The sequence below is a fragment of the Streptomyces sp. NPDC058579 genome (assembly GCF_042718575.1).
Classification (GTDB): domain Bacteria; phylum Actinomycetota; class Actinomycetes; order Streptomycetales; family Streptomycetaceae; genus Streptomyces.
Map to the genome: position 1 here is coordinate 34,656 of NZ_JBHXPI010000019.1, position 19,223 is coordinate 53,878.

Consider the following 19,223-nt stretch of genomic DNA (forward strand, 5'->3'; position numbering starts at 1 on the left):
CTCTCCCCGGAACGTACCCCTTCGGAACTCATGCTCCAGCGGCCGTACGCAGAACCGTTCCCCGGCGCTCGAACTCCATCAGCGCCTCGACGCGGGTGGCGACCTCGGAGCCGAGCTCCCGCTCCAGGAGCCACAGCGAGCCGTCGATGCCGGAGCTGACGCCGCCGGCGCACACGAGGTTGCCGTCGTCGACCACGCGGACGGTACGGACGTCGGCGCCCTGGTCCTTGAGGTAATGCTGTGCCCCGTGGTGGGTCGTGCAGGGCCTGTCGCGGATGAGCCCGGCGGCATGCAGGACGATGACCCCGGTGCACACGCCGAGGACGGTCAGGGACGGCCGTTCGGCGCGGGCCAGCGCGCGGGGGAGGACGCCCTTGGCGATCTCGGTCCAGATGCCGGGCGCGTCGCGCTTCCGGAAGCCGCCGCCGGGGACGACGAGGGCGTCGGCGGCGCTCGGGTCCCAGCCGCCCGGGACGGCGATCTCGGTGCCGAAGCTCGCCGTGACCCGACCGGGCCGCTTCCCACTGGTGACCAGCAGGGGCTGTACGGGATACCCCATGGCCCTGGCCGCCCCGAACACCTCGAGCGGGCCGAAGATGTCGAGCTCCTCGGCGCCGTCGAACACGACGATGTGCACGCGCAAGGGCCGCTCGGCACTCCACGTGGCCGACGCGCTCGCGGTGGCCGCCGCCGCGGTCCCACCGCCGGCACCCCACCCGGCGACGACGGCCCCCGCACCCGCCGCCGCCCCCAGCGCCTTCCGCCGATCGATCCCCACCATGCCGCAAGCCTCCACCCGTCACGAACCTCGCCACTGAACCCCAGCGGCCTCACGGGTAGTTGGTCGCGGCGCGGGGCACGGGAGTTCCGGGACCGTGCGTTCGTCGTCGGCCGGGGAAATCCGGTGGAGCGGTGCCGCTGTGTGTCAGTACCGTGCTGCCCGACCAACTGTCTGGGCAAGGACGTGCCGTTGTACACCCTGTGAGACCTCCCGAGCGATGAATCGTCGCGCGTCGCGCATGTGCGCCGCGCTCCTTTTTGCTGCGGACTTCTCACTGAAACCGGTGTACTCCTGTGCTCACCACCTGGGTGGTCATGCCCACGTGCCTGCCGCTCGTTCTCCGCCGTTGCCACACGTGCGCGTCCGAGCGCTTCCGGGCGAACGGCAAATTTCGCGTCAACGCCCACCACAAGCTCATCGACGCCTGGCTCCTCGTGCTCTGCACGGCGTGCGGGGAAACGGCGAAGCTCACGGTTCTGGAGCGGATGAACGTGCGCTCCGTACGACCTGAACTCCTGGACCGGCTTCATGGCAACGACCTCGGCCTGGCGGCCGAGTTGCTTCAGGACCCGGTCGTGCGGCGGCGTAACCGCATCGCTCTCGACTGGGAGAACGCCTGGCGCCTCGACACCGGCGGATCCCCTCACCTGGAGAGCGTGAGGAAGGTCGACGTCTCGGTCCGCTTCGCCGCGCGGATCCCCGTCCGGCCGGTGCGCCTGATCGCTGAAGGGTGCGGTCTTTCGCGGGCCGAGGTCGAGCGACTGATCACGGAGGGGAACATCGTCTCGGCGGTCCGGCTGAGCGGCAGGCTCTCCGGCGACTTCACCTTCACGCTCAAGCGCTGAGCCCGCCCCGCGACCGAGGGCCTGTCCGGCACGATCCGCCGGACAGGCCCTCGCCGTCGATCACCAAGTCCGCTACGTCACGGAGCAGTAGAGCCGAAGCCCCTGGTCCTTGGCCTTGCGCGCCCAGACGGAGACGTCGCCGAGGTGGTCGATCGCCTCCTCCTCGGAGATGTCGTCGCCCTCCTCCCGGCGCAGCCGCGACCAGGCTCGGGCGACCGAGTCGAGCTGTTCCCGATCCGCCGTTGCGAGCGAGTTCTGCAGACGCGCCGAGAACACGAAGACATAGCTGCCGTCGTTGGTGAGCCAACTCAGCAGCCGCGGCTCACCGGCCCGGATGAGTACCTGCGGCGTCACCCCGGCGAACAGCCCCTCCCACTCGACCACGGAATCCCGCGGGTCGTAGTTGCCGACAGGCATCGCTTCGTAGGCGCCGGCCGTCCCGAATCCCTGTACCTGTGCGGCCGATTCGTCGTCCGGTGCGATGAAATATTCCCAGTAGTCCACCGCCGCATCATGCCTACGTGGCGGCAGCCCGGGCTAGACAGTTTCGCCGGACACGACCAAGGGCCTCACGCCCCCGTAAGCCTGCGGCCCGCCGACGCCCGGGACGGGTTCCAGCCTCGGTGGGGGACGGAGTCGAGGAGGAGGCGGGTATAGGGATCGGCCGGTGTGTCCAGGAGGCGGGGCGTCGGGCCGTGCTCCACGATTCGGCCCGCCTTCAGGACCATCACCTCGTCCGTGATGTGGCGGACCACCGCCAGGTCGTGGGTCACGAAGAGGAAGGCGATGCCCGTCTCGCGGCGGATCCTCGTCAGGAGCTCCAGGACCTGCGCCTGGATCGAGACGTCCAGCGCCGCCACCGCCTCGTCCAGGACGAGGACCCGTGGCTCGGCGGCCAGCGCGCGGGCGATCGCCACGCGTTGGCGCTGGCCGCCCGAGAGGCGGCCGGGGAGGGCGGACGCCTCCCGCTCGCCCAGGCCCACCTGGTCGAGGAGTTCGGCTACGCGGGCCTCCCGCGCGCGGGCGTCCATGGGGTGGTGGAGGCGGAGTACCTCCTCCACGCACCTCGCCACCGGTACTCGGGGGTCCAGGGAGAGGTACGGGTCCTGGAAGACCATCTGGATCTCGCGGGCCCGCGCGAGGCGTTCGGCTCGGCCGCGGGCCGGGGTCGAGCGGTCGCGGCCGCCGACGCGGACCGTCCCGCCGTCGGGGCGCTCCAGGCCGACCAGCATCCGCACGGTCGTCGTCTTGCCGCTGCCGGACTCGCCGACGATGCCGAGCGAGGCGCCCGGCGCGAGGGTGAACGACACGTCGTCCACGGCCAGATGGTTCCCGTAGCGTTTGCGCAGGCCTTCCACGACCAGGTCCGACGGCGCAGTGCTCACAGTTCGATTCCTTCGTCCGCGCGGTGGCAGGCCGTCAGGCCGTCGCCCTGGGCGATCAGTACGGGGGGCTCCTCCGCGCACCTCGGCAGCGCGTGCGCGCAGCGCGCCGCGAAGGCGCAGCCAGGGGGTGTCTCGGCCAGGGAGACAGGGCGGCCCGGGATGGGGCGAGGGGGCGGGGCCCCGGCCTCGATGCGCGGGGTGCAGGCCAGCAGGCCCGCCGTGTACGGGTGGCGCGGGCGGTCGAACAGCGCGTCCGTACCCGCCGTCTCGACGATCCGGCCCGCGTACATCACGTACACGCGGTCGCAGATCGCCGACGCCAGCTCCAGGTCGTGCGTGACGAAGAGCAGACCCGTGCCCCGCTCCGCCTGGAGGCGGGTGAGGATGGAGATGATCTCGGCCTGCGTGGTGACATCGAGCGCCGTCGTCGGCTCGTCCGCGACCAGCAGCTCCGGCTCGCCCGCCAGCGCCGCCGCGATCACCACCCGCTGGAGCATGCCGCCCGAGAACTGGTGCGGATAGCGGCGCAGCGCGCCGCGCGGGTCGCGGATGCCGACGGCGTCGAGGAGTTCCTCGGCCCGGGCCCGCGCCACCGCGGCCGGGGTCCCGGCGCCCCGCAGCCCCTCGGTGAGGAAGTCGCCGACGCGGCGCAGCGGGTTCACCGAGGCCCGGGGGTCCTGGTAGATCATGGCGACCTGCCGGGCGCGCAGTCGGTTCAGCGCGGCGCGGTCCATCGTCAGGACGTCCCGGCCCCCGACCCGTACCTCACCGCTCGTCCGCGCCCCGGCCGGCAACAGGCCGAGCACGCTGCGGCACGCGACCGACTTGCCCGACCCGGACTCGCCGACCAGGCCGACCGTCTCGCCGGCCGCGACCCGGAGCGTGACCCCGTCGAGGAGCGGCCTGGCCGCCTGCCCGTCCGGCAGCCGGACCCCTAGTCCGTCGATCTGCAGGACTGGAGACTGCTTGTCCATCGTGCTCACCGTTCCCGCTTCGCGATCCGGTCGGCGATCCCCTCGCCGACGATGCCGAACGCCACCACGGCCAGGACGACGCAGACCGACGGCGCCATCGCGGGGAGCATCGCGCCCTGCTGGAGCGCCCCCTGGCCATCGTTGATCATGGCGCCCCAGTCGGCCGTGGGCGGCTGCACGCCGAAGCCGAGGTACGACAGCGCGGCCAGGTCCATCAGGGCGTACCCGAAGTTCATCGCGGACTGCGCGAAGACCGTCGGGGCGATGTTGGGCAGCAGATGGCGCAGGCAGATCGTCCAGCCCGACCAGCCCTGAACCCGGTACGACTCGATGTACGGACGGGCCTTCTCCTGACGGGCGATCCCGCGCACGAGCCGTCCCACGTACGGTGTGTACGCCACCGCCATGGCGATCACCGGCGCGGTCATGCCCGAGCCGAGGACGGCCACGAGCAGGATCGCGAGCAGCAGCCCCGGCAGCGCGAAGACCAGGTCCATCGACCGCGAGAGTACGGCGTCCGCCCAGCCGCCGCGCCAGGCGGCGACGAGGCCGAGGAGCGTGCCGAGAGCCGTCGAGACGCCCACGACCAGCAGCGGTCCGAGCAGGCCCGTCCGGGCGCCGTGCAGCAGCCGCGACAGGATGTCCCGGCCCGACTGGTCGGTGCCGAGGAGATGGTCGCCGCCCGTGCCGACCAGGCTCGCCGACAGGTCGAGCGCCTCCGGGTCGTACGGCGCGAGGACGGGCGCGAGGACGGCGACGAGGACGAGCGCGACCAGGACGACGACGGCGGCCGTGAAGAGCGGGCCCTGTCCCAGGACGCGCAGCCCGCGCATGCCCGGGCGGCGGCGCAGCGCGCTCGGCGGCGGCGAGAGGGTGGTGGTCATCTGGAGGCCTCCCCGTGGAGCGACAGGCGGGGGTCGACCAGCGGAACGAGCAGGTCGACGAGGAGATTGACGAGGACGAAGCCCGTGACGCCGAGCAGGGTGATCGCCTGGACGACGGCGAAGTCCTTCGCGGTCACGGACTGCACGAGCAGCGAACCGACCCCGGACACGTTGAACGCGGTCTCCACGATGGACGTGCTGATCAGCAGGGAGGCGAGCATCGTGCCGCCGACGGTGACGATCGGACCGAGCGCGTTGCGCAGCACATGGCGGCGGACTACGGCGCGGCCCGCGACACCCCGGGCGCGCGCCACCTCGACGTGCTCGCGCCCCAGCTCGTCAAGCATCGCCGATCGGGTCACCCGGGCTAGCAGCCCGGCGAACGTGATCGCGAGGGCGAAGGCCGGCAGCGTCAGGTGGTACACCCGGTCGCCGAAGTCCTCGGGCGTCCCACCGGGCCCCGGGAACCAGCCCAGTTGGACGGAGAACAGCGAGACGAGGCCGATGGCGCTGACGAACGAGGGGGTCGCCGTCGCCACACCGGTGCCGAGCAGCACCGCCCGGTCCACCGTCCCGGGCCGCAGGGCCGCGAGCACGCCGCCGGACACCCCGAGGAGGGCGACGAGCAGCGCCGCGTACCCGATGAGCACGCCCGTGCCGGACAGCCGCGAGCCGATCAGCGCGCCGACGTCCTGGTGGAACTGCGCGGAGCGGCCGAAGTCGCCCCGCAGGACCCCGCCCAGCCACTTCGCGTACTGGACAGGCACCGGGTCGTCCAGGTGGTACTGGGCGCGCAGCGACGCGACCGCCTCGGGCGTCGCGGGACGGCCGTGCAGCAGGAACGACACCGGGTCGCCGGGAGCGAGGTGCACGGCGCCGAAGACCACGACCGAGGTCACGAACAGCACCGCCACAAGGCCGAGAAGCCGGCCCGCGAGATAGCGCGTCATGACTGGGCCGCCCCGATCGTCGCGGCCCACGGGTAGTACAGCTGGGCGATGCCGGTGGGCGCGCCGGTCACCCGGCTGCCGAGGAAGACCGAGTACGGCGCCTCGTAGAGCGGGATGACAGGGAGTTCACGTACGGCGATCTTCATCAGCTCGGCGGTCAGGTCCGCCCGTCGGGCCGGGTCGGGCTCGGCGTTCGCCTTGTCGAAGGCGGCGTCGTACTCGGCGTTTGACCAGTTGCCGTAGTTCCCGAAGTCGCCCGTGCGCAGGTACTGGTAGAACTCCAGCGGGTCCGGCGTGTTGTCGTACCCGTTGGTGACGACCAGGTCCAGGCCCTCGCGGGCGGTGGGGTCGACGAAGATGCTGCTGTACGCCTCCGGGGCGACGGACTTGAGCCGTACGTCCAGCCCTATCTCCTTGCCCGCCGCCTGAACGGCGTTGGCCACGACGCTGATCTCCGGAGCGAGCGTGCTCGTCGCGAGCGTGATCGTGCGCCCGGCGGCGCCGGCCTCCTGGATCAGCTTCTTCGCGGCCGCCACGTCGTAGACCGGCTCGGGCAGCGCCGCGAAGTACGCGTCCGTCTTCTCCGGTACGAGTGCCCACGCGCCGCGCGCGGTGGGGGCCTTCGCCGGGACGCCGACACCACCGGCCGCCGCCTTGACGATGTTCTTCCGGTCGAGCGCCATCGAGAGCGCCTGACGGACCTTCAGATCACCGAGCGGGCCCTTGAGGTTGAGGACGGAGAGGTCGGCGGCCGCCGTGTTGGGGCCGAAGTACAGCTTCCCCTTCGTCGTCCCCCGCAACTGCGCGATCGAGGAGGAAGGCACCATGTAGCCGCCGTCGGAGGTACCGGACAGGAAGGCGCTCGTGCGGGCCGCCGGGTCCTCGATGAAGGTGAAGGTCACCGTGTCGTTCTTCGGGACCAGAGCCTTGTCCCAGTACTTCGGATATTTCTTGAGCGTCACGCTCTCGCCCTGCGCCCAGCCGTCGAGCGCGTACGGGCCGGTGCAGTTCACCTTGCCCTTCGGGCCGCCGTAGTCCTTGCCCGCCTTCTTCAGGAAGGCGGCGCTCTCGACCGTGCCCGGGGAGGCGGCGAGGAGCTCGTTGAGGAGGACGTCGGGCCTGTTCAGCCTGATCGTCACCTCAAGCGGTCCGGAGGAGGTGATCGAGGCGACGTTCTTGAACGCGGAGCCCCAGGGGGAGCCGGTGGCCGGGTCCATGTGGCGCTTGAGGGAGGCGACCACGTCGTCGGCGGTCATCGTCGTGCCGTCGTGGAACGTCACACCGGGGCGCAGCGTGTACACCCAGGTCTTCGGGTCCGGGTTGGCGTACTTCACGGCGAGACCGGGCTCGATCTTCAAGTCGGGGGTGACCCGCAGCAGTTGCTCGCAGACGTTGGCGAGGACGGTGTTGGGCGGGTAGTCGTAGGCGAGGGCGTAGTCGAGCGTGTACGGCTCGGCGTAGAGGGACCAGGTGAGGGAGGTGAGAGCGCCCTTTGCCGGCGGGGAGGTGGGCGTGACCGTGTAGGCGGCGGAGCCCGCCCCGGACGTGGTGGCGCCGGAACAGCCGGCGGTGGCGGCCGCGAGGGCGGCGGCGGTGGTGGCGGTGGCGGTACGGACGAGCAGTGCGGTGGCTCTGGACATGCGCAAGGAGACCCACCCCTTTACGGGTGTAGTGACGGGCGCTGGGGGATCGAGCGAGGAGCGGTGCTGCCGGGTGGGGGGATGGGGTACGGGCCTCACGGCGCCGCGCGCCGGCTGCGCGCGGGAACGAGTCGGTGTGTGTCGGTGGGCCGATGGTCGGTGTGTCGGCGTGTTTCGCTATGGGGCGTCAGGCGGAGTACACGCGCGTGCCGCCGACGTAGGTGCTGTGCACCCTCGCCTCGGCGATCTCCTCCGGCGGCGCGGTGAAGATGTCGCGGTCGAGCACCACGAGGTCGGCGAGCATGCCCGGGAGGAGCGTGCCGGTCTCGTCATGGCCGTTCACATGGGCCGAACCGGCGGTGTACGCGGCGACGGCGGTGGTCAGGTCGAGGCGCTGCTCCGGCAGGAAGACGCGCTCGTCGGTCGCGCCGGGCTCCTTGCGGTTCACCGCGACGTGCAGGCCCGCGAGGGGGTCGGGGCTGGAGACGGGCCAGTCGCTGCCGGCCGCCAGGGTGGCCCCGGCGCGGAGCAGGGAGCCGAACGGGTACTGCCACGAGGCCCGTTCGGGCCCGAGGAAGGGGATCGTCAGCTCGTCCATCTGCGGTTCGTGCGCGGCCCACAGCGGCTGGATGTTGGCGACGGCGCCCAGGCGGGCGAAGCGCTCCATGTCGTCCGGGTGCACCACCTGGAGATGCGCGAGATGGTGCCGGTTCCCGCGCCGCCCGTTGGCCTCGACCGCGGCCTCGACCGCGTCCAGGGCCTCGCGCACCGCCCGGTCGCCGAGCGCGTGGAAGTGCACCTGGAAGTCGAGGGCGTCCAGTCGGGTCACGTACGAGCGCAGGGCGAGCGGATCGATGAAGCTCAGGCCCGAGTTGGCGGTCGGGCAGCCGCAGCCGTCGAGGTACGGCGTGGTCATGGCGGCCGTGAAGTTCTCGGCGACGCCGTCCTGCATGATCTTCACGGAGTCGGCCCGGAACCGCCCGTACGACAACGCGCGGCGCCGTTCGACGAGTTCGTCGATCTGCTCCGCGCCCCGCTCGCGGTCCCACCACAGCGCCCCGTTGACCCGGGCGGTGAGCGTCCCGGCGCGGGCGGCGGCGAGATACGCGTCGGAGGGGTCGGGGTTGCCGCCGTACACCCCGAGCATCGCGTCCTGCCAGCCGGTGATGCCGAGCGAGTGCAGCAGCTCCTGCGCGCGCAGCAGACCCGCGAGCCGGGCGGCGGGGGTGCTCGGCGGGACGAGCCGTGAGACCAGGCCGGTGGCGCCCTCCTGCAGGGTGCCGCTCGGGGTGCCGTCCGGCTCGCGCTCGATCCGGCCGTCGACCGGATCGGCCGACTCCTTTGTGAGTCCGGCGAGTTCGAGGGCGCGGGTGTTGGCCCACGCGCCGTGGTGGTCGCGGTTGACGAGGTAGACCGGGCGGTCGGGGACCACCGCGTCGAGGAGCTGTCGGGTCGGCAGACCGCCCTCGAAGCTCTCCATCGACCAGCCGCCACCGGTGATCCACGGGCGGTCCGGGTGGGCGTCGGCGAACTCCCGGATCCGGGCCAGGTAGTCCTCGACGCCGACCGTGCCGGTCAGGTCGCACTCGGCCAGCTCCGTCCCGCCGAAGACGGCGTGGATGTGCGCGTCCTGGAAGCCGGGCAGCAGCACCTTGCCCCGCAGGTCCACGACCTCGGTGTCCGGTCCTATGAGTGCGTGGAGGTCGTCGTGGCCGACGGCGGTGATGCGCTCCCCGGTGACGGCGAGGGCGCTCGCCCGGGTGCGGGCGGGATCGCCGGTGTGGACGGGGCCGTGGGTGAAGACCAGATCGGCCTTGGACATGGGGGCTCCAGAGCGAGAGTGCGGAGGGGTCTGGTGAACGGATATGGAACTGGTCGGTGCGTTTACATGTCAATGCTGTTGTCGTAAGGTCCGGGCATGGCCGAGCGAGTGGTTCCCGAAGGGCAGCGGCGGCGGCGCAGGCCCACCAAGCAAGGCGCCGTCCTCTCGGAACGGCTGATCATCGACACGGCGCTGCGGCTCGTCACGCAGCACGGCGCGGACGCGCTCTCCGTACGGCGGCTCGGGACCGCCCTCGGCGCCGACCCCAGCTCCCTCTACCGGTACTTCCGCAACACCGACGACCTGCTGCTCCGCCTTGCCGACGAGTTCATCGGGCTCGCCCAGGACGGCTGGACGCCCACCGGGGACTGGCGCGTGGACCTCCGCGACATGGGGCTGCGGATCCACGGGGTGTACGTGGAGAACCCGCAGGTCGCACTGCTCGCGGCGCACCGGACGACCGGGCGCGCCCACGAGACGGCGGCGGTGGAGAAGATCCTCGGCATCCTCCGCGGGGCGGGCTTCCCCGATCCGACCGCCGTCCGGCTCTACCACGCCTTCGTCGACCAGGCGCTGGCCTTCGCGGCCCTGGACGCGGCGGCCAACGCCCTGCCGACGCCGGCCCGCGAGGCCGACGAGGAGGTGTGGCTCTCCTCGTACGGGAAGCTCCCGCCGGACACCCACCCGAACGTCGCGGCGACGTTCCCGCTCCTCGCCGCCGACATGCGCGAGAGCGGGTATCCGTTCGCCCTGGACCTGATGCTGGAGGCGGCGGAGGCACGGCTGCGGGGGTAGGGGCGGGCGCGGCGGAGGCCGCGAGCGGCTGGGGTGGCTGCTCGCGGCCTCGGCGGGTGGGTGCGCGGGGGTGCCCGGTGGCTCAGGCCACCAGGGGCGCCCTGTCGCTCGTACGGGTACGGGCAGGGGTGCGGGGACGGGAGGGCGCGGGCGACGGCTCCGAGGACGGCGCGGGCGCGGGCGGCGTCGTGGTGGTGGGCTCCTCGGTCAGGAGGGCGATCAGCGCGATGCGGGCGCGGGCGACCCGGGAGCGGACCGTGCCGACCGGGCAGCCGATCGCGGCGGCCGCGTCGGCGTACGGAAGCCCGAGCAGCTGGGTGAGGACGAACGCCTCGCGGCGCTCGGCCGGTATCGCCGCGAGGAGCTCGGCGAGCGCGATGCCGTCCTCGAAGCCGGGCAGGCCGCGCGGCTGGGCCAGTTCGGCCGCCGTCTGCCAGTCGTCCCGGCCCGAGAGCCTGGGTCGGGCGGCGGCGTGCCGGACGCTGTCGATCACCGTGCGGCGGGCGATCGCGAGGAGCCAGGTCCGCGCGGACGAACGGCCCTCGAAGCGGGCGAGCGCCCCCAGGGCCCGCAGGAACGTGTCCTGGGTCAGGTCGTCGGCCGCCTGGGTGTCGGCGCTGAGGAAGGCGACGTACCGCCAGACGTCGCGCTGGGTGGCGCGGACGAAGCGGTCCACGGCGTGCGGGTCGCCGTCGCGTGCGGCGAGCGCGAGCAGGGTCACCGCCTCGTCGGCGGTACAGGTGGCGTGCCGCGAGACGCGCGGCTGGTTCGGGGCAGGTGTCATCGCCTCGGGTCCTTCGTGAGGAATGGGGTCCCGGCGGCGCGCGTGTGGGGCGCGGCCGGTGCGTCGTACGGCCGGGCGCGGGCGCGCTCGACCGGTGGTTCCGGTTGCCGCCGGCCGTCAGAGGGCGGCGGCAACCGGGGGTGGACCCCGGGAGGTGAGGACGTGGGCGAGGAGGAGCTGCCGGAGCCGTCGGGCCCGCTCTTGGCGACGGGCACGGATCCGTGGGCGGTGGGGCGGTGTGGGAAGCCGCAGGACCAGGCTGAGCGGCGCCAGGAGGACGGCCGCGAGGGCCCGCAGCACACGGAACGCGGCGCGCTCGCCGTGCGCGAGCCAGAGGCCGCAGACGAGCGCGGCAAAGAGGTGGGCGGCGAGCATGCCGCTCGCGGACATGTCCGCCATGTCGTGGCCGGACATGGGTGTGAGGTCAATGGGGCCGCCACCCATGGAGGTGTGGCCTACGGGGTCGTAGCCCATGGGGTCGCGGCCCATGGTGGCGTGCCCCATGGTCGCGTGGGCCATGTGGTCGTGGCCCAGGACCGTGTGCGAGGTGTGGGCGGTGGGCGTCGCGGTCCCGGGAGTGGTCGCGGTGGTCGGGCCCGACGCGCCGCCGGTCAGGTACGAGAGCCAGGACCCCGGCGCCCAAGCGGCGCCCTGGGCCAGGGAGAAGCAGGTGTGCAGGGCCGCCTGGGCGGCGACCGTCGCGGCGGTGACCCCGACAGGACCGCGTTCCCGGTCGGCGAGCCACCAGGCCGCCCCGCCCGTCGCGGCGAACGCCGCCGTCAGCGCCCACCAGGGCACGGAGGTGTCCGACATGAGGACGTGGCCGGTGGCTGTGAGCAACACGCAGGCGGCCGCGAACACCGCGGCCCGTATCCCTCGACACCACTGGTCCGGAATCATGGCGGGGCCATCCTCGCATTCCCCCCGTCCGTAGGCACCGGTAGGTACGGAACCTTCCAGATGCCTTACTCAGCAAAGGAGTTGTGGCACAGGTCACAGCGGAGGCGGGGAACCGCTACACCTTCCGATCCGACCCTTGCCTCATGACCATGGAGGGGGACGCGCGGGCGGAGCGCCGGCTCACGGCACTGCTGACCTGCGCGATGGCGTTCTCGATGCTGCAGTTGTTCCTGCTGGGCGCGCTCGGACCGCGCCTGGTGGACGAACTCGGCATCTCGCCCACGGTGTTGGGGTTGACGACGACCATCGGATTCGGCACGGCCGCCGTACTGTCGCCTTCGGGCGGGCGGGTCGTGGACCGGATCGGCCCCCGCCGCTCCCTCGTCCTGCTCCTCCTCGTCTCCTCGGCCGCGCTCGCGCTGATCGGCGCGGCACCGGGGGCAGGGCTGCTGCTCGGCGCCGTCGCGCTGGGCGGGCTGCCGCAGGCGCTGGCGAACCCCGCGACCAACAAGGCCGTCCTGGCCGCCGTTCCGCCCGAACGCAGGGGCGCCGTGACCGGCACGAAGCAGTCCGGCGTCCAACTCGGCGCGTTCGCGGCGGGGTTGCCGCTGGCCGCCCTCGCGGGCGGGATCGGGTGGCAGGGCGCCGTATGGACCGCAGCCGGTACGGCGCTGCTCACCGGCCTCTGGGCGTGGCGGGCGCTCCCGGCGGACCCTCCCGCGCCCCCGGCGCCCGGCGGGCGCCCGTCGCTCGTGCCGCGCGGGGTGATCGCCTGGCTCGCGGTCTTCTCGCTCTTCCTGGGCTGCGGGATCGCCTCCGTCAACACGTACCTCGCCCTCTTCGGCACACGGGAGTTGGGCCTCGGGCCGACCGCCGCCGGCGCGCTGGTCGCGGTCCTCGGGGTGGCCGGGATCGCCGGCCGCGTCGGCTGGTCGCGGGCGGCCCGCCCCGGCCGCGCCGAGTGGCTCCCGGGCTTCCTGGCCGCCGGCGCGGTCGGTGCGGCGCTCCTGCTCGCGGCCGCGGGGGCCGTGGCACCGGTCGCCTGGCTGGGCGCGGCGGCGGTCGGCGTCTTCGCGGTCGCGGGCAACGCGGTCTCGATGGTCCTCGTCCTTCAACGCGCCGCCCCCGGCCGCGCGGGCCAGGACTCCGCCCTCGTCGCGGCCGGCTTCTTCACCGGTTTCGCCGTGGGCCCGCCGCTCTTCGGCCTCCTCGCGGAATCGGGCCGCTACGGCACCGGCTGGCTCCTGGTGGCCGCCGAGTTCGCCACGGCCAGCGCGGTGGCCCTGGCGTGGGCGCGCAGGGACCGCGCCCCGATCCCGGTCAAGGCGTCATGACGCCGACGGGGGAGGCGCCGCCCGGCGCGGGTGAGGTGCGCGGGCTCGACGTTCCGGGCGCGCACGGCCGCCCCGACGCACGTCAGGCCACGCGTCCCGACGAGCCGGAGCGCTGGGCCTCCGAAGCGCTCGGGGCGGTGCTCGACCAGGTGGCGGCGAGCCGTGCCGAGGTCGGGGCGCGTTTCCCCCTGTTCGCCGACCCCAGCCCCGACCTCAACCCCAACCCCAACCCCGCCCCCAACCCCGGTCGCTGGACCACGACCGGGCGCGGTTCCTGGACCGGCGGGTTCTGGGCCGGGCTGCTCTGGCTGAGGGCCAGGCACACCGGCGACGAGCGGGACCGCGCGGCGGCGGTGGAGTGCACCGCCCGGCTCGCGCCCTGGGCGGAGGCAGACACCGCGACGCGCGGGCTCATCCTCTGGTACGGGACCGCGCTGGCCGACCGTGACCCGGGCGCCGACGCCCTCCGAGCGCGCGCGGCGCGCGCCTGCCTACGGGACTTCGAGCCCGAACTTGGCCTGGTCCCCTGGGGCGCCGCGCTCGGTGGACCCCGCCTCCTAGCCCGGGCTGACGGCGTCCCCGGCCTGGTCCCGCTGCTGGCAACCGAGAACGCTACCGCCGCCGGCGCGCATCTCCGCACGCACCTCGACCTCTGCGTACACGGCCCCGGCGGACCGCGCCCCGCCTGGCAGTGGGACGCCGCCACCGGCTGGCATCCGTGCGAGGACCCGCCCCCCGACTGGGCCCGGGGCCGCGCCTGGCTCCTCCTCGCCGCAGCCGATGCCCTGCTCGCCGGGCCGCCCATAGGTACTGCCCAACAGGTCTACGAGGCCCTGGAGTTGCTCCTGCCCCGCCCTGACGAGCCGCTCGTGCCCTCTGCGCACACCAGCCTTGGCGACGGGCCCCTCGACACCTCCGCCGCCGCGATCACCGCCGTAGCCCTGGCGAAGCTGGCGCTCCTGCGGGACAGCCGCTCGGCGTGGTACGCGGAGCGCTCGCGGGATGCGCTCCACCGACTGGTCTCCGCGCACGTCGCCGACGGCAGGCTCCTCGACGGCTGCTACGACGCCGGGAGCGGTACCGCCGTACGGCACCAACTCGTCTGGGGTGACTTCTTCCTGGCCCTCGGCCTCGCCGCGCTCACCGGTCTCGTCGACCTCACGGCCGTGTAGCCGCAGCACCGCCTGCCGCCCCGCCCGCCACACCAGTCGCCGCCGCACCGCCCGCCTCGCGGTCCCGCAGGACGCGGCGAGCGACCGACGTGATGTGGAGTTCGTCCGGGCCGTCGAGGATCCGCGCCGCGCGGCCGGTGCGGAAGAGCGCGGGCAGCGCGGTGTCCGGGCCGAGCCCCGCCGCGCCGTGCACCTGGATCGCCGCGTCCGCGACCTTCTGCAGCATCCGCGCGGCCGCGACCTTGGCCAGGCCGACCTCGGTCCGCGCGTCCCGCCCAGCCACCAGCAGGGACACCGCCTCGTGCACGAGGGGGCGGGTCGTGCGCAGCGCGAGCAGGGCCTCGAAGACGTGTTGCTGGACCAGTTGGTGACCGGCCAGCGGCCCCCGCGACCCCACCCGTGACACCGCCCGGTCACACATCAGGTCGAACGCGCGCTGCGCCTGGCCCAGCCAGCGCAGGCACCGCAACGTCCGTCCCCACAGCAGCCGTTCACCGGCGACTGCCAGGCCCTGCCCCCGCCCGCCGACGAGATGGTCGCCCGGAACCACGACCCCGTCCAGCTCGATCTCCCACTGACCGCCCGCCCCGAACACGGGAAGTTCGCGCACGACCCGAAATCCGGTCGAGCCCGTGGGCACGAGGAGCAGCGACAGGCCCTCCCGGTCACCGTCCGCTCCGTCCGTACGGGCGAGGACCGTCACCAGGTCGGCGTCGCCCGCACCCGACGTGAACCACTTCCGTCCCGTCACGCGCCAACTCCCGTCCGGCAGCCGCTCGGCGCGCGTCGCGGTCAGGAACGGGTCCGTACCGGGCACGTCCGGCTCCGTCATGGCGTAACAGGTCCGCGCCTCCCCGGCCACGAGCGGCTTCAGATACCGGTCCCGTACGCCCGCACTGCCGTGCCGCGCCAGCATCCGTACGTCGAGCAGCGGGGCCGAACCGAGCGCCGCCGGTCCGTGGTCGCTCGCCCCCTCCACCTCGGCGTACGTCGCGTACTCCGCCAACCCGACACCCCCACCGCCCAGTTCGGCGGGCAGGGGCAGCGCCCAGAGGCCCTGCGCCACCGCCTCCTCCCGCAGCTCGCGCAGAGCGGCCGAGGCCGCCGGGCCGCCGGCGTCGAGCACGTCCTCGCGCGGGACGACCAGCGTCCGTACGAACGCGGCCACCCGCTCCTGTACGGCCGTATCAGCCACGTCACTCCTCCGGTTCGGGTTTCAGGGCCAGGTCCAGGTCGCCGGGAACCCGTGGGAACGGCTGTCCGACTGACTCATGCGTGGAACTGGTCGGGAGCGGAGCCCTTCGGGTTCCCGCTCACCCAACACCCACCGGGCGCCGCCACCGCCGCGCCGGGAGAGGAGAGGCATGGCGACATCCGTCACCACCCAGACGGTCCGGCCGCTCGACACACTCCAGTTCGACGCCGTCGGGCCCCCGGAGCTCACCGATGTCGTCGCCCGCCACCTGCGGCTGCTCGGCGCCACGGCGACCACGCTCGCCACCCCCGGGCGTGAACACGACTCTGCTGCGGCCCAGTTGACCGGGGGCGGCTTCGCCGGCGTCGAGGCCGTCATGTCCTGGAGCGGCGCGCCCGCCGCGTACGGGATCGCCGACGAGGCCACCGTCCAGGCCGCCACCGGGATCATGGCCGTGCACGGCCGCCGTGACGGCGCTCCGCGCGGGCTCGCCGCCGACTTCGCCGCCACCGCCACCGGTGTCCTCACCGTCCAGGGCATGCTCGCCGCCCTCCTCGCCCAGGCCCGGGGCGGCAAGGGCCCCGCCCGGGTCCGCACCTCGGCGGACCGGGCCGGGCTCCTCACCGTCTCCCAGTACCTGGCCGCCGCCGGAGCCGACGAGGGCGAGGCTGCCGAACTCGCGCCCGGCGGGCCGCCGTTCACCTCCGCCGACGGCGTCCTGTTCGAGCTGGAGACCCTCGACCCGGGGGCCTGGGCGGCGTTCTGGCGGGCCCTCGACGCCCCGCCCGACGCGATACGGGCGGGCTGGCGGCCCTTCCAGTTCCGTTACGCCACCGCCTGCGCACCCTTCCCCGTCGCGCTCCACGCCACCACGCGCGCCCATGGCTGGGAGCGCGTGCGCCGGGCCGCGAGCGTCTCCGGAGCCGAGGTCTGCGCCCTGCGCACCCTGGCCGACCGCGCGGCGGAGGACGACGGCGCCGCCCCCTGGTCGCTCGGCCTCCTACGACCGGGCACAACCGCTCCCGCGGGGAACGCGCCCACCCCCGAGCGCCCGCTCGCGGGCCTGACCGTCCTGGAGGCGGGCCGCCGCATCCAGGCCCCGCTCGCCGCCCATCTCCTCGGCCTCCTCGGCGCCGACGTCGTCCGGATCGAACCGCCCGGCGGCGACCCTCTGCGAGGCATGCCGCCCGCCTGCTCGGGGGTGTCCGCCCGCTGGCTCGCCCTCAACCGGGGCAAGCGCGCCGTCGAGATCGACATCAAGTCGGCCGACGACCGGCGTCGGCTGCGGGAGATGGCCGCCGATGCCGATGTCTTCCTGCACAACTGGGCCCCGGGCAAGGCCGCCGAACTCGGCCTCGACGCCGAGGACTTCGCCGCCGTCAACCCGACCCTCGTGCACGCGTACACCAGCGGCTGGGCCGACCGTCTGGCCGACGCCCCGATGGGCACGGACTTCATGGTCCAGGCCCGTACGGGAGTCGGCGAGGCCGTCCGCCCGCACGGCGAACCCGCCGCGCCCTCCCTGATGACCCTCCTCGACGTCCTCGGGGGTCTCGTCGGCGCGGAGGCGGTGCTCGCAGGGCTCCTCCTGCGCGAACGCGCCGGTCACGGCGTACGGGTCGACTCCTCCCTCCTCGGCGCCGCCGACACGCTGATCGCTCCCGCGCTGCGGCGGGCCGCCGGCGGGGCGGACCCGCGCCGCCCGGCCGGGTTCCGCCACCCGCTGCCCACGGCCGACGGCTGGGTCACCCCCGCCGACGCGTGCGCCGGAGCGGCGGCCGCGTACGACCTGAGCGAGCTGCCCACCGAGGAAGCCGTACGGCAGTTGAGCGCCCACGGCCTGACCGCGACGGCCGTCACCACCGATCTCTCCGACCTGCACCACGACCCGCGCTTCGCCGGCTCGATCAGCCGCGACGCGCACGGCGCACCCGCAGTCCCCGACCCCTGGAGCTTCGCATGACCGCCGACAGCCTCACCGCCCCCAGCCCGCCCGCCGCCCGGACCCCTGTCGGCACGACCACGACCGGCAGCACGACGGGCACCGCGACCGGCCTCCGGGACCTCCTCCCCGCGCGGCTGCGCCGCTCCTGGGCCGTCGACGGCACCTGCCCCGACCTCGACCTCTACAGCCTCTTCCGCGCCCGCCAGATCGCCGAGCTGCACCGCACGGCCGTCCTCGACTCCAAAGGGAAGCTCTGTTACACCGCCCTGGACCGCAAGGTCCGATGTCTGGCCACCGGGCTCAGAGAGCTCGGCATACGCGAGGGCGACGTGGTCGGCGTCCAACTCCCCGACAACCGCAACGCCGTCATCGCCGACCTGGCCCTCGCCGCACTCGGAGCCGTAGCGCTGCCGTTCCCGGCCGGCCGCTGCGCGCAGGAGGCCGGGTCGCTGCTGCGGCGCGCCGAGGCCGTCGCCGTGATCGCCGCGACCGAGCACCGCGACGCCCACCCCGCCGCCGACCTCCTGGCACTGGCCCCGCAACTGCCCGCCCTGCGCCATGTCGTCGCCGCCGGGCCCGGGACCGCGCCCGAAGGGGCCGTGGCCTTCTCCCAGTTGCTGCGCTCGGACCCGGCCGACTTCGTCGCGGCCCGCCCCGACCCCGACAGCGCGGCCCGCATCCTCGTCTCGTCCGGCTCCGAGGCGGAGCCGAAGATGATCGCGTACTCGCACAACGCCCTCGCGGGCGGACGCGGCAACTTCCTCGCCTCCCTCATCCCCGACGCCACCCCGCCACGCTGCCTCTTTCTGGTGCCGCTGGCCTCCGCGTTCGGCTCCAACGGCACGGCCGTCACCCTGGCCCGGCACGGCGGCACGCTCGTGCTGCTCGACCGGTTCACCCCCGAGGCAGCCCTCGCGGCGATCCGGGAGCACGAGCCGACCCACATCCTCGGCGTGCCGACGATGATCCGGATGATGCTCGACCGTCTCGATTCGGCCGAAGACGCGCCCCACGGCGCGCCCACCGCGGCCCCCGCCGCCAAGCTCCCCGCGCCCACCGCCCTCGTCCTGGGTGGCGCGCCGCTCGACGAGACGACCGCGGCCGACGCGGCGGCGGCCTTCGGCTGCCCGGTCGTCAACCTGTACGGATCGGCCGACGGCGTCAACTGCCACACCGGCCTGGAGAACCGCACCCCGCCCACCGACGGAACCGGTGTCGTCGTCGGCCGGCCCGACCCCCGGGTGGCCGAGATCCGGATCACCGACACCGAGACCCACGAGCCGCTCCCGGAGGGCGGCGTCGGGGAGATCGTCGCGCGCGGCCCGATGACCCCGCTCTGCTACGTCGGCGCGCCCGAACTCGACGCCCGCTACCGCACCGCCGACGGCTGGGTCCGCACGGGCGACCTGGGCTTCCTCGACCCGGACGGCATCCTCCACGTGGTGGGCCGACTCAAGGACATCGTGATCCGCGGCGGCGCCAACATCAGCCCCGCCGAGGTGGAACGCGCCCTCGCCGCGCACCCCGGGATCCGGGACGTCGTCTGCGTCGGTGTGCCGGACGAGCTGATGGGGGAGCGGCTCGCCGCCTGTGTGGTGCCCCGCGCCGACGGGCCGGCCGGCCAGCCCCTGGCGCTCGACTCGCTGGGCGCGCACCTGACCGCGTACGGCCTCGAAGCGCGCAAGCACCCCGAGCGCCTGCTCACCGTCGCCGAACTCCCCCTGACCCCGGCGGGCAAGCCCGACCGAGCGACGCTGCGAGCCCAACTGGTCGCGGAAGACAGGGGTGTTCGCGCGGCCGGATGACGTGACGGTGGG

Annotated in this window: 17 protein-coding genes; 6 read left to right on the forward strand and 11 right to left on the reverse strand. The window is 73.9% G+C overall.

Going from position 1 to position 19,223, the window contains the following annotated elements; translation table 11 throughout:
• Window positions 1-28 precede the first annotated feature (28 nt).
• Window positions 29-781, reverse strand: coding sequence for a DJ-1/PfpI family protein (locus ACFWRO_RS21500; protein ID WP_384512553.1), 753 nt, complete (start codon window positions 779-781; stop codon window positions 29-31).
• Window positions 782-1,074: 293 nt separating this feature from the next.
• Here ACFWRO_RS21500 and ACFWRO_RS21505 point away from each other — a divergent pair, with 293 nt between their 5' ends.
• On the forward strand, window positions 1,075-1,626 hold the full coding sequence (locus ACFWRO_RS21505; protein WP_384512555.1) for a DUF1062 domain-containing protein: 552 nt from the start codon (window positions 1,075-1,077) through the stop codon (window positions 1,624-1,626).
• A gap of 72 nt (window positions 1,627-1,698) precedes the next feature.
• Here ACFWRO_RS21505 and ACFWRO_RS21510 read toward each other — a convergent pair whose 3' ends face one another.
• The 7 genes from ACFWRO_RS21510 to ACFWRO_RS21540 all read right to left on the reverse strand — a co-directional run bounded on the left by ACFWRO_RS21510 (window position 1,699) and on the right by ACFWRO_RS21540 (window position 9,281).
• On the reverse strand, window positions 1,699-2,130 hold the full coding sequence (locus tag ACFWRO_RS21510) for a hypothetical protein (protein ID WP_384512557.1): 432 nt from the start codon (window positions 2,128-2,130) through the stop codon (window positions 1,699-1,701).
• Between the two features lie 65 nt (window positions 2,131-2,195).
• Window positions 2,196-3,011, reverse strand: a complete 816-nt coding sequence (locus ACFWRO_RS21515) for an ABC transporter ATP-binding protein (RefSeq protein WP_384512559.1) — start codon at window positions 3,009-3,011, stop codon at window positions 2,196-2,198.
• A complete protein-coding gene (locus ACFWRO_RS21520) occupies window positions 3,008-3,985 on the reverse strand; it encodes an ABC transporter ATP-binding protein (RefSeq protein WP_384512561.1) in 978 nt (325 codons plus the stop codon). The genes ACFWRO_RS21515 and ACFWRO_RS21520 overlap by 4 nt, the downstream gene beginning before the upstream one ends.
• A gap of 5 nt (window positions 3,986-3,990) precedes the next feature.
• The gene (locus tag ACFWRO_RS21525; RefSeq protein WP_384512563.1) at window positions 3,991-4,869 is read right to left on the reverse strand and encodes an ABC transporter permease; all 879 of its coding nucleotides are present in this window, start codon (window positions 4,867-4,869) and stop codon (window positions 3,991-3,993) included.
• Entirely contained in the window at window positions 4,866-5,819 is a 954-nt protein-coding gene (locus ACFWRO_RS21530) for an ABC transporter permease (protein WP_384512565.1), read from the reverse strand. Before ACFWRO_RS21530 ends, ACFWRO_RS21525 begins: the two co-directional genes overlap by 4 nt.
• Entirely contained in the window at window positions 5,816-7,459 is a 1,644-nt protein-coding gene (locus tag ACFWRO_RS21535) for an ABC transporter substrate-binding protein (protein WP_384512700.1), read from the reverse strand. The genes ACFWRO_RS21530 and ACFWRO_RS21535 overlap by 4 nt, the downstream gene beginning before the upstream one ends.
• A gap of 187 nt (window positions 7,460-7,646) precedes the next feature.
• Window positions 7,647-9,281, reverse strand: a complete 1,635-nt coding sequence (locus ACFWRO_RS21540; RefSeq protein ID WP_384512567.1) for an amidohydrolase — start codon at window positions 9,279-9,281, stop codon at window positions 7,647-7,649.
• Between the two features lie 96 nt (window positions 9,282-9,377).
• On the opposite strand from ACFWRO_RS21540, the gene ACFWRO_RS21545 reads away from it, so the two are divergent.
• The gene (locus ACFWRO_RS21545) at window positions 9,378-10,076 is read left to right on the forward strand and encodes a helix-turn-helix domain-containing protein (RefSeq protein ID WP_384512569.1); all 699 of its coding nucleotides are present in this window, start codon (window positions 9,378-9,380) and stop codon (window positions 10,074-10,076) included.
• An 82-nt stretch (window positions 10,077-10,158) separates the two neighbouring features.
• Here ACFWRO_RS21545 and ACFWRO_RS21550 read toward each other — a convergent pair whose 3' ends face one another.
• Both ACFWRO_RS21550 and ACFWRO_RS21555 read right to left on the reverse strand, forming a co-directional pair.
• Window positions 10,159-10,860 carry a sigma-70 family RNA polymerase sigma factor gene (locus ACFWRO_RS21550; protein ID WP_384512571.1) on the reverse strand — a complete coding sequence of 234 codons (702 nt, stop codon included), beginning with the start codon at window positions 10,858-10,860 and terminating at the stop codon, window positions 10,159-10,161.
• Window positions 10,861-10,977: 117 nt separating this feature from the next.
• Window positions 10,978-11,703 carry a hypothetical protein gene (locus ACFWRO_RS21555; RefSeq protein ID WP_384512573.1) on the reverse strand — a complete coding sequence of 242 codons (726 nt, stop codon included), beginning with the start codon at window positions 11,701-11,703 and terminating at the stop codon, window positions 10,978-10,980.
• A 200-nt stretch (window positions 11,704-11,903) separates the two neighbouring features.
• On the opposite strand from ACFWRO_RS21555, the gene ACFWRO_RS21560 reads away from it, so the two are divergent.
• Complete coding sequence (locus ACFWRO_RS21560; RefSeq protein WP_384512575.1) at window positions 11,904-13,094, forward strand: MFS transporter; 1,191 nt, start codon at window positions 11,904-11,906, stop codon at window positions 13,092-13,094.
• Window positions 13,091-14,266, forward strand: a complete 1,176-nt coding sequence (locus ACFWRO_RS21565) for a sugar ABC transporter permease (RefSeq protein ID WP_384512577.1) — start codon at window positions 13,091-13,093, stop codon at window positions 14,264-14,266. Before ACFWRO_RS21560 ends, ACFWRO_RS21565 begins: the two co-directional genes overlap by 4 nt.
• Here ACFWRO_RS21565 and ACFWRO_RS21570 read toward each other — a convergent pair.
• Entirely contained in the window at window positions 14,253-15,461 is a 1,209-nt protein-coding gene (locus ACFWRO_RS21570; protein ID WP_384512579.1) for an acyl-CoA dehydrogenase family protein, read from the reverse strand. The genes ACFWRO_RS21565 and ACFWRO_RS21570 overlap by 14 nt on opposite strands.
• Before the next feature lie 169 nt (window positions 15,462-15,630).
• Here ACFWRO_RS21570 and ACFWRO_RS21575 point away from each other — a divergent pair, with 169 nt between their 5' ends.
• The gene (locus ACFWRO_RS21575; protein WP_384512581.1) at window positions 15,631-17,424 is read left to right on the forward strand and encodes a CoA transferase; all 1,794 of its coding nucleotides are present in this window, start codon (window positions 15,631-15,633) and stop codon (window positions 17,422-17,424) included.
• Complete coding sequence (locus tag ACFWRO_RS21580; protein WP_384512583.1) at window positions 17,421-19,211, forward strand: AMP-binding protein; 1,791 nt, start codon at window positions 17,421-17,423, stop codon at window positions 19,209-19,211. Before ACFWRO_RS21575 ends, ACFWRO_RS21580 begins: the two co-directional genes overlap by 4 nt.
• Window positions 19,212-19,223: the final 12 nt, after the last annotated feature.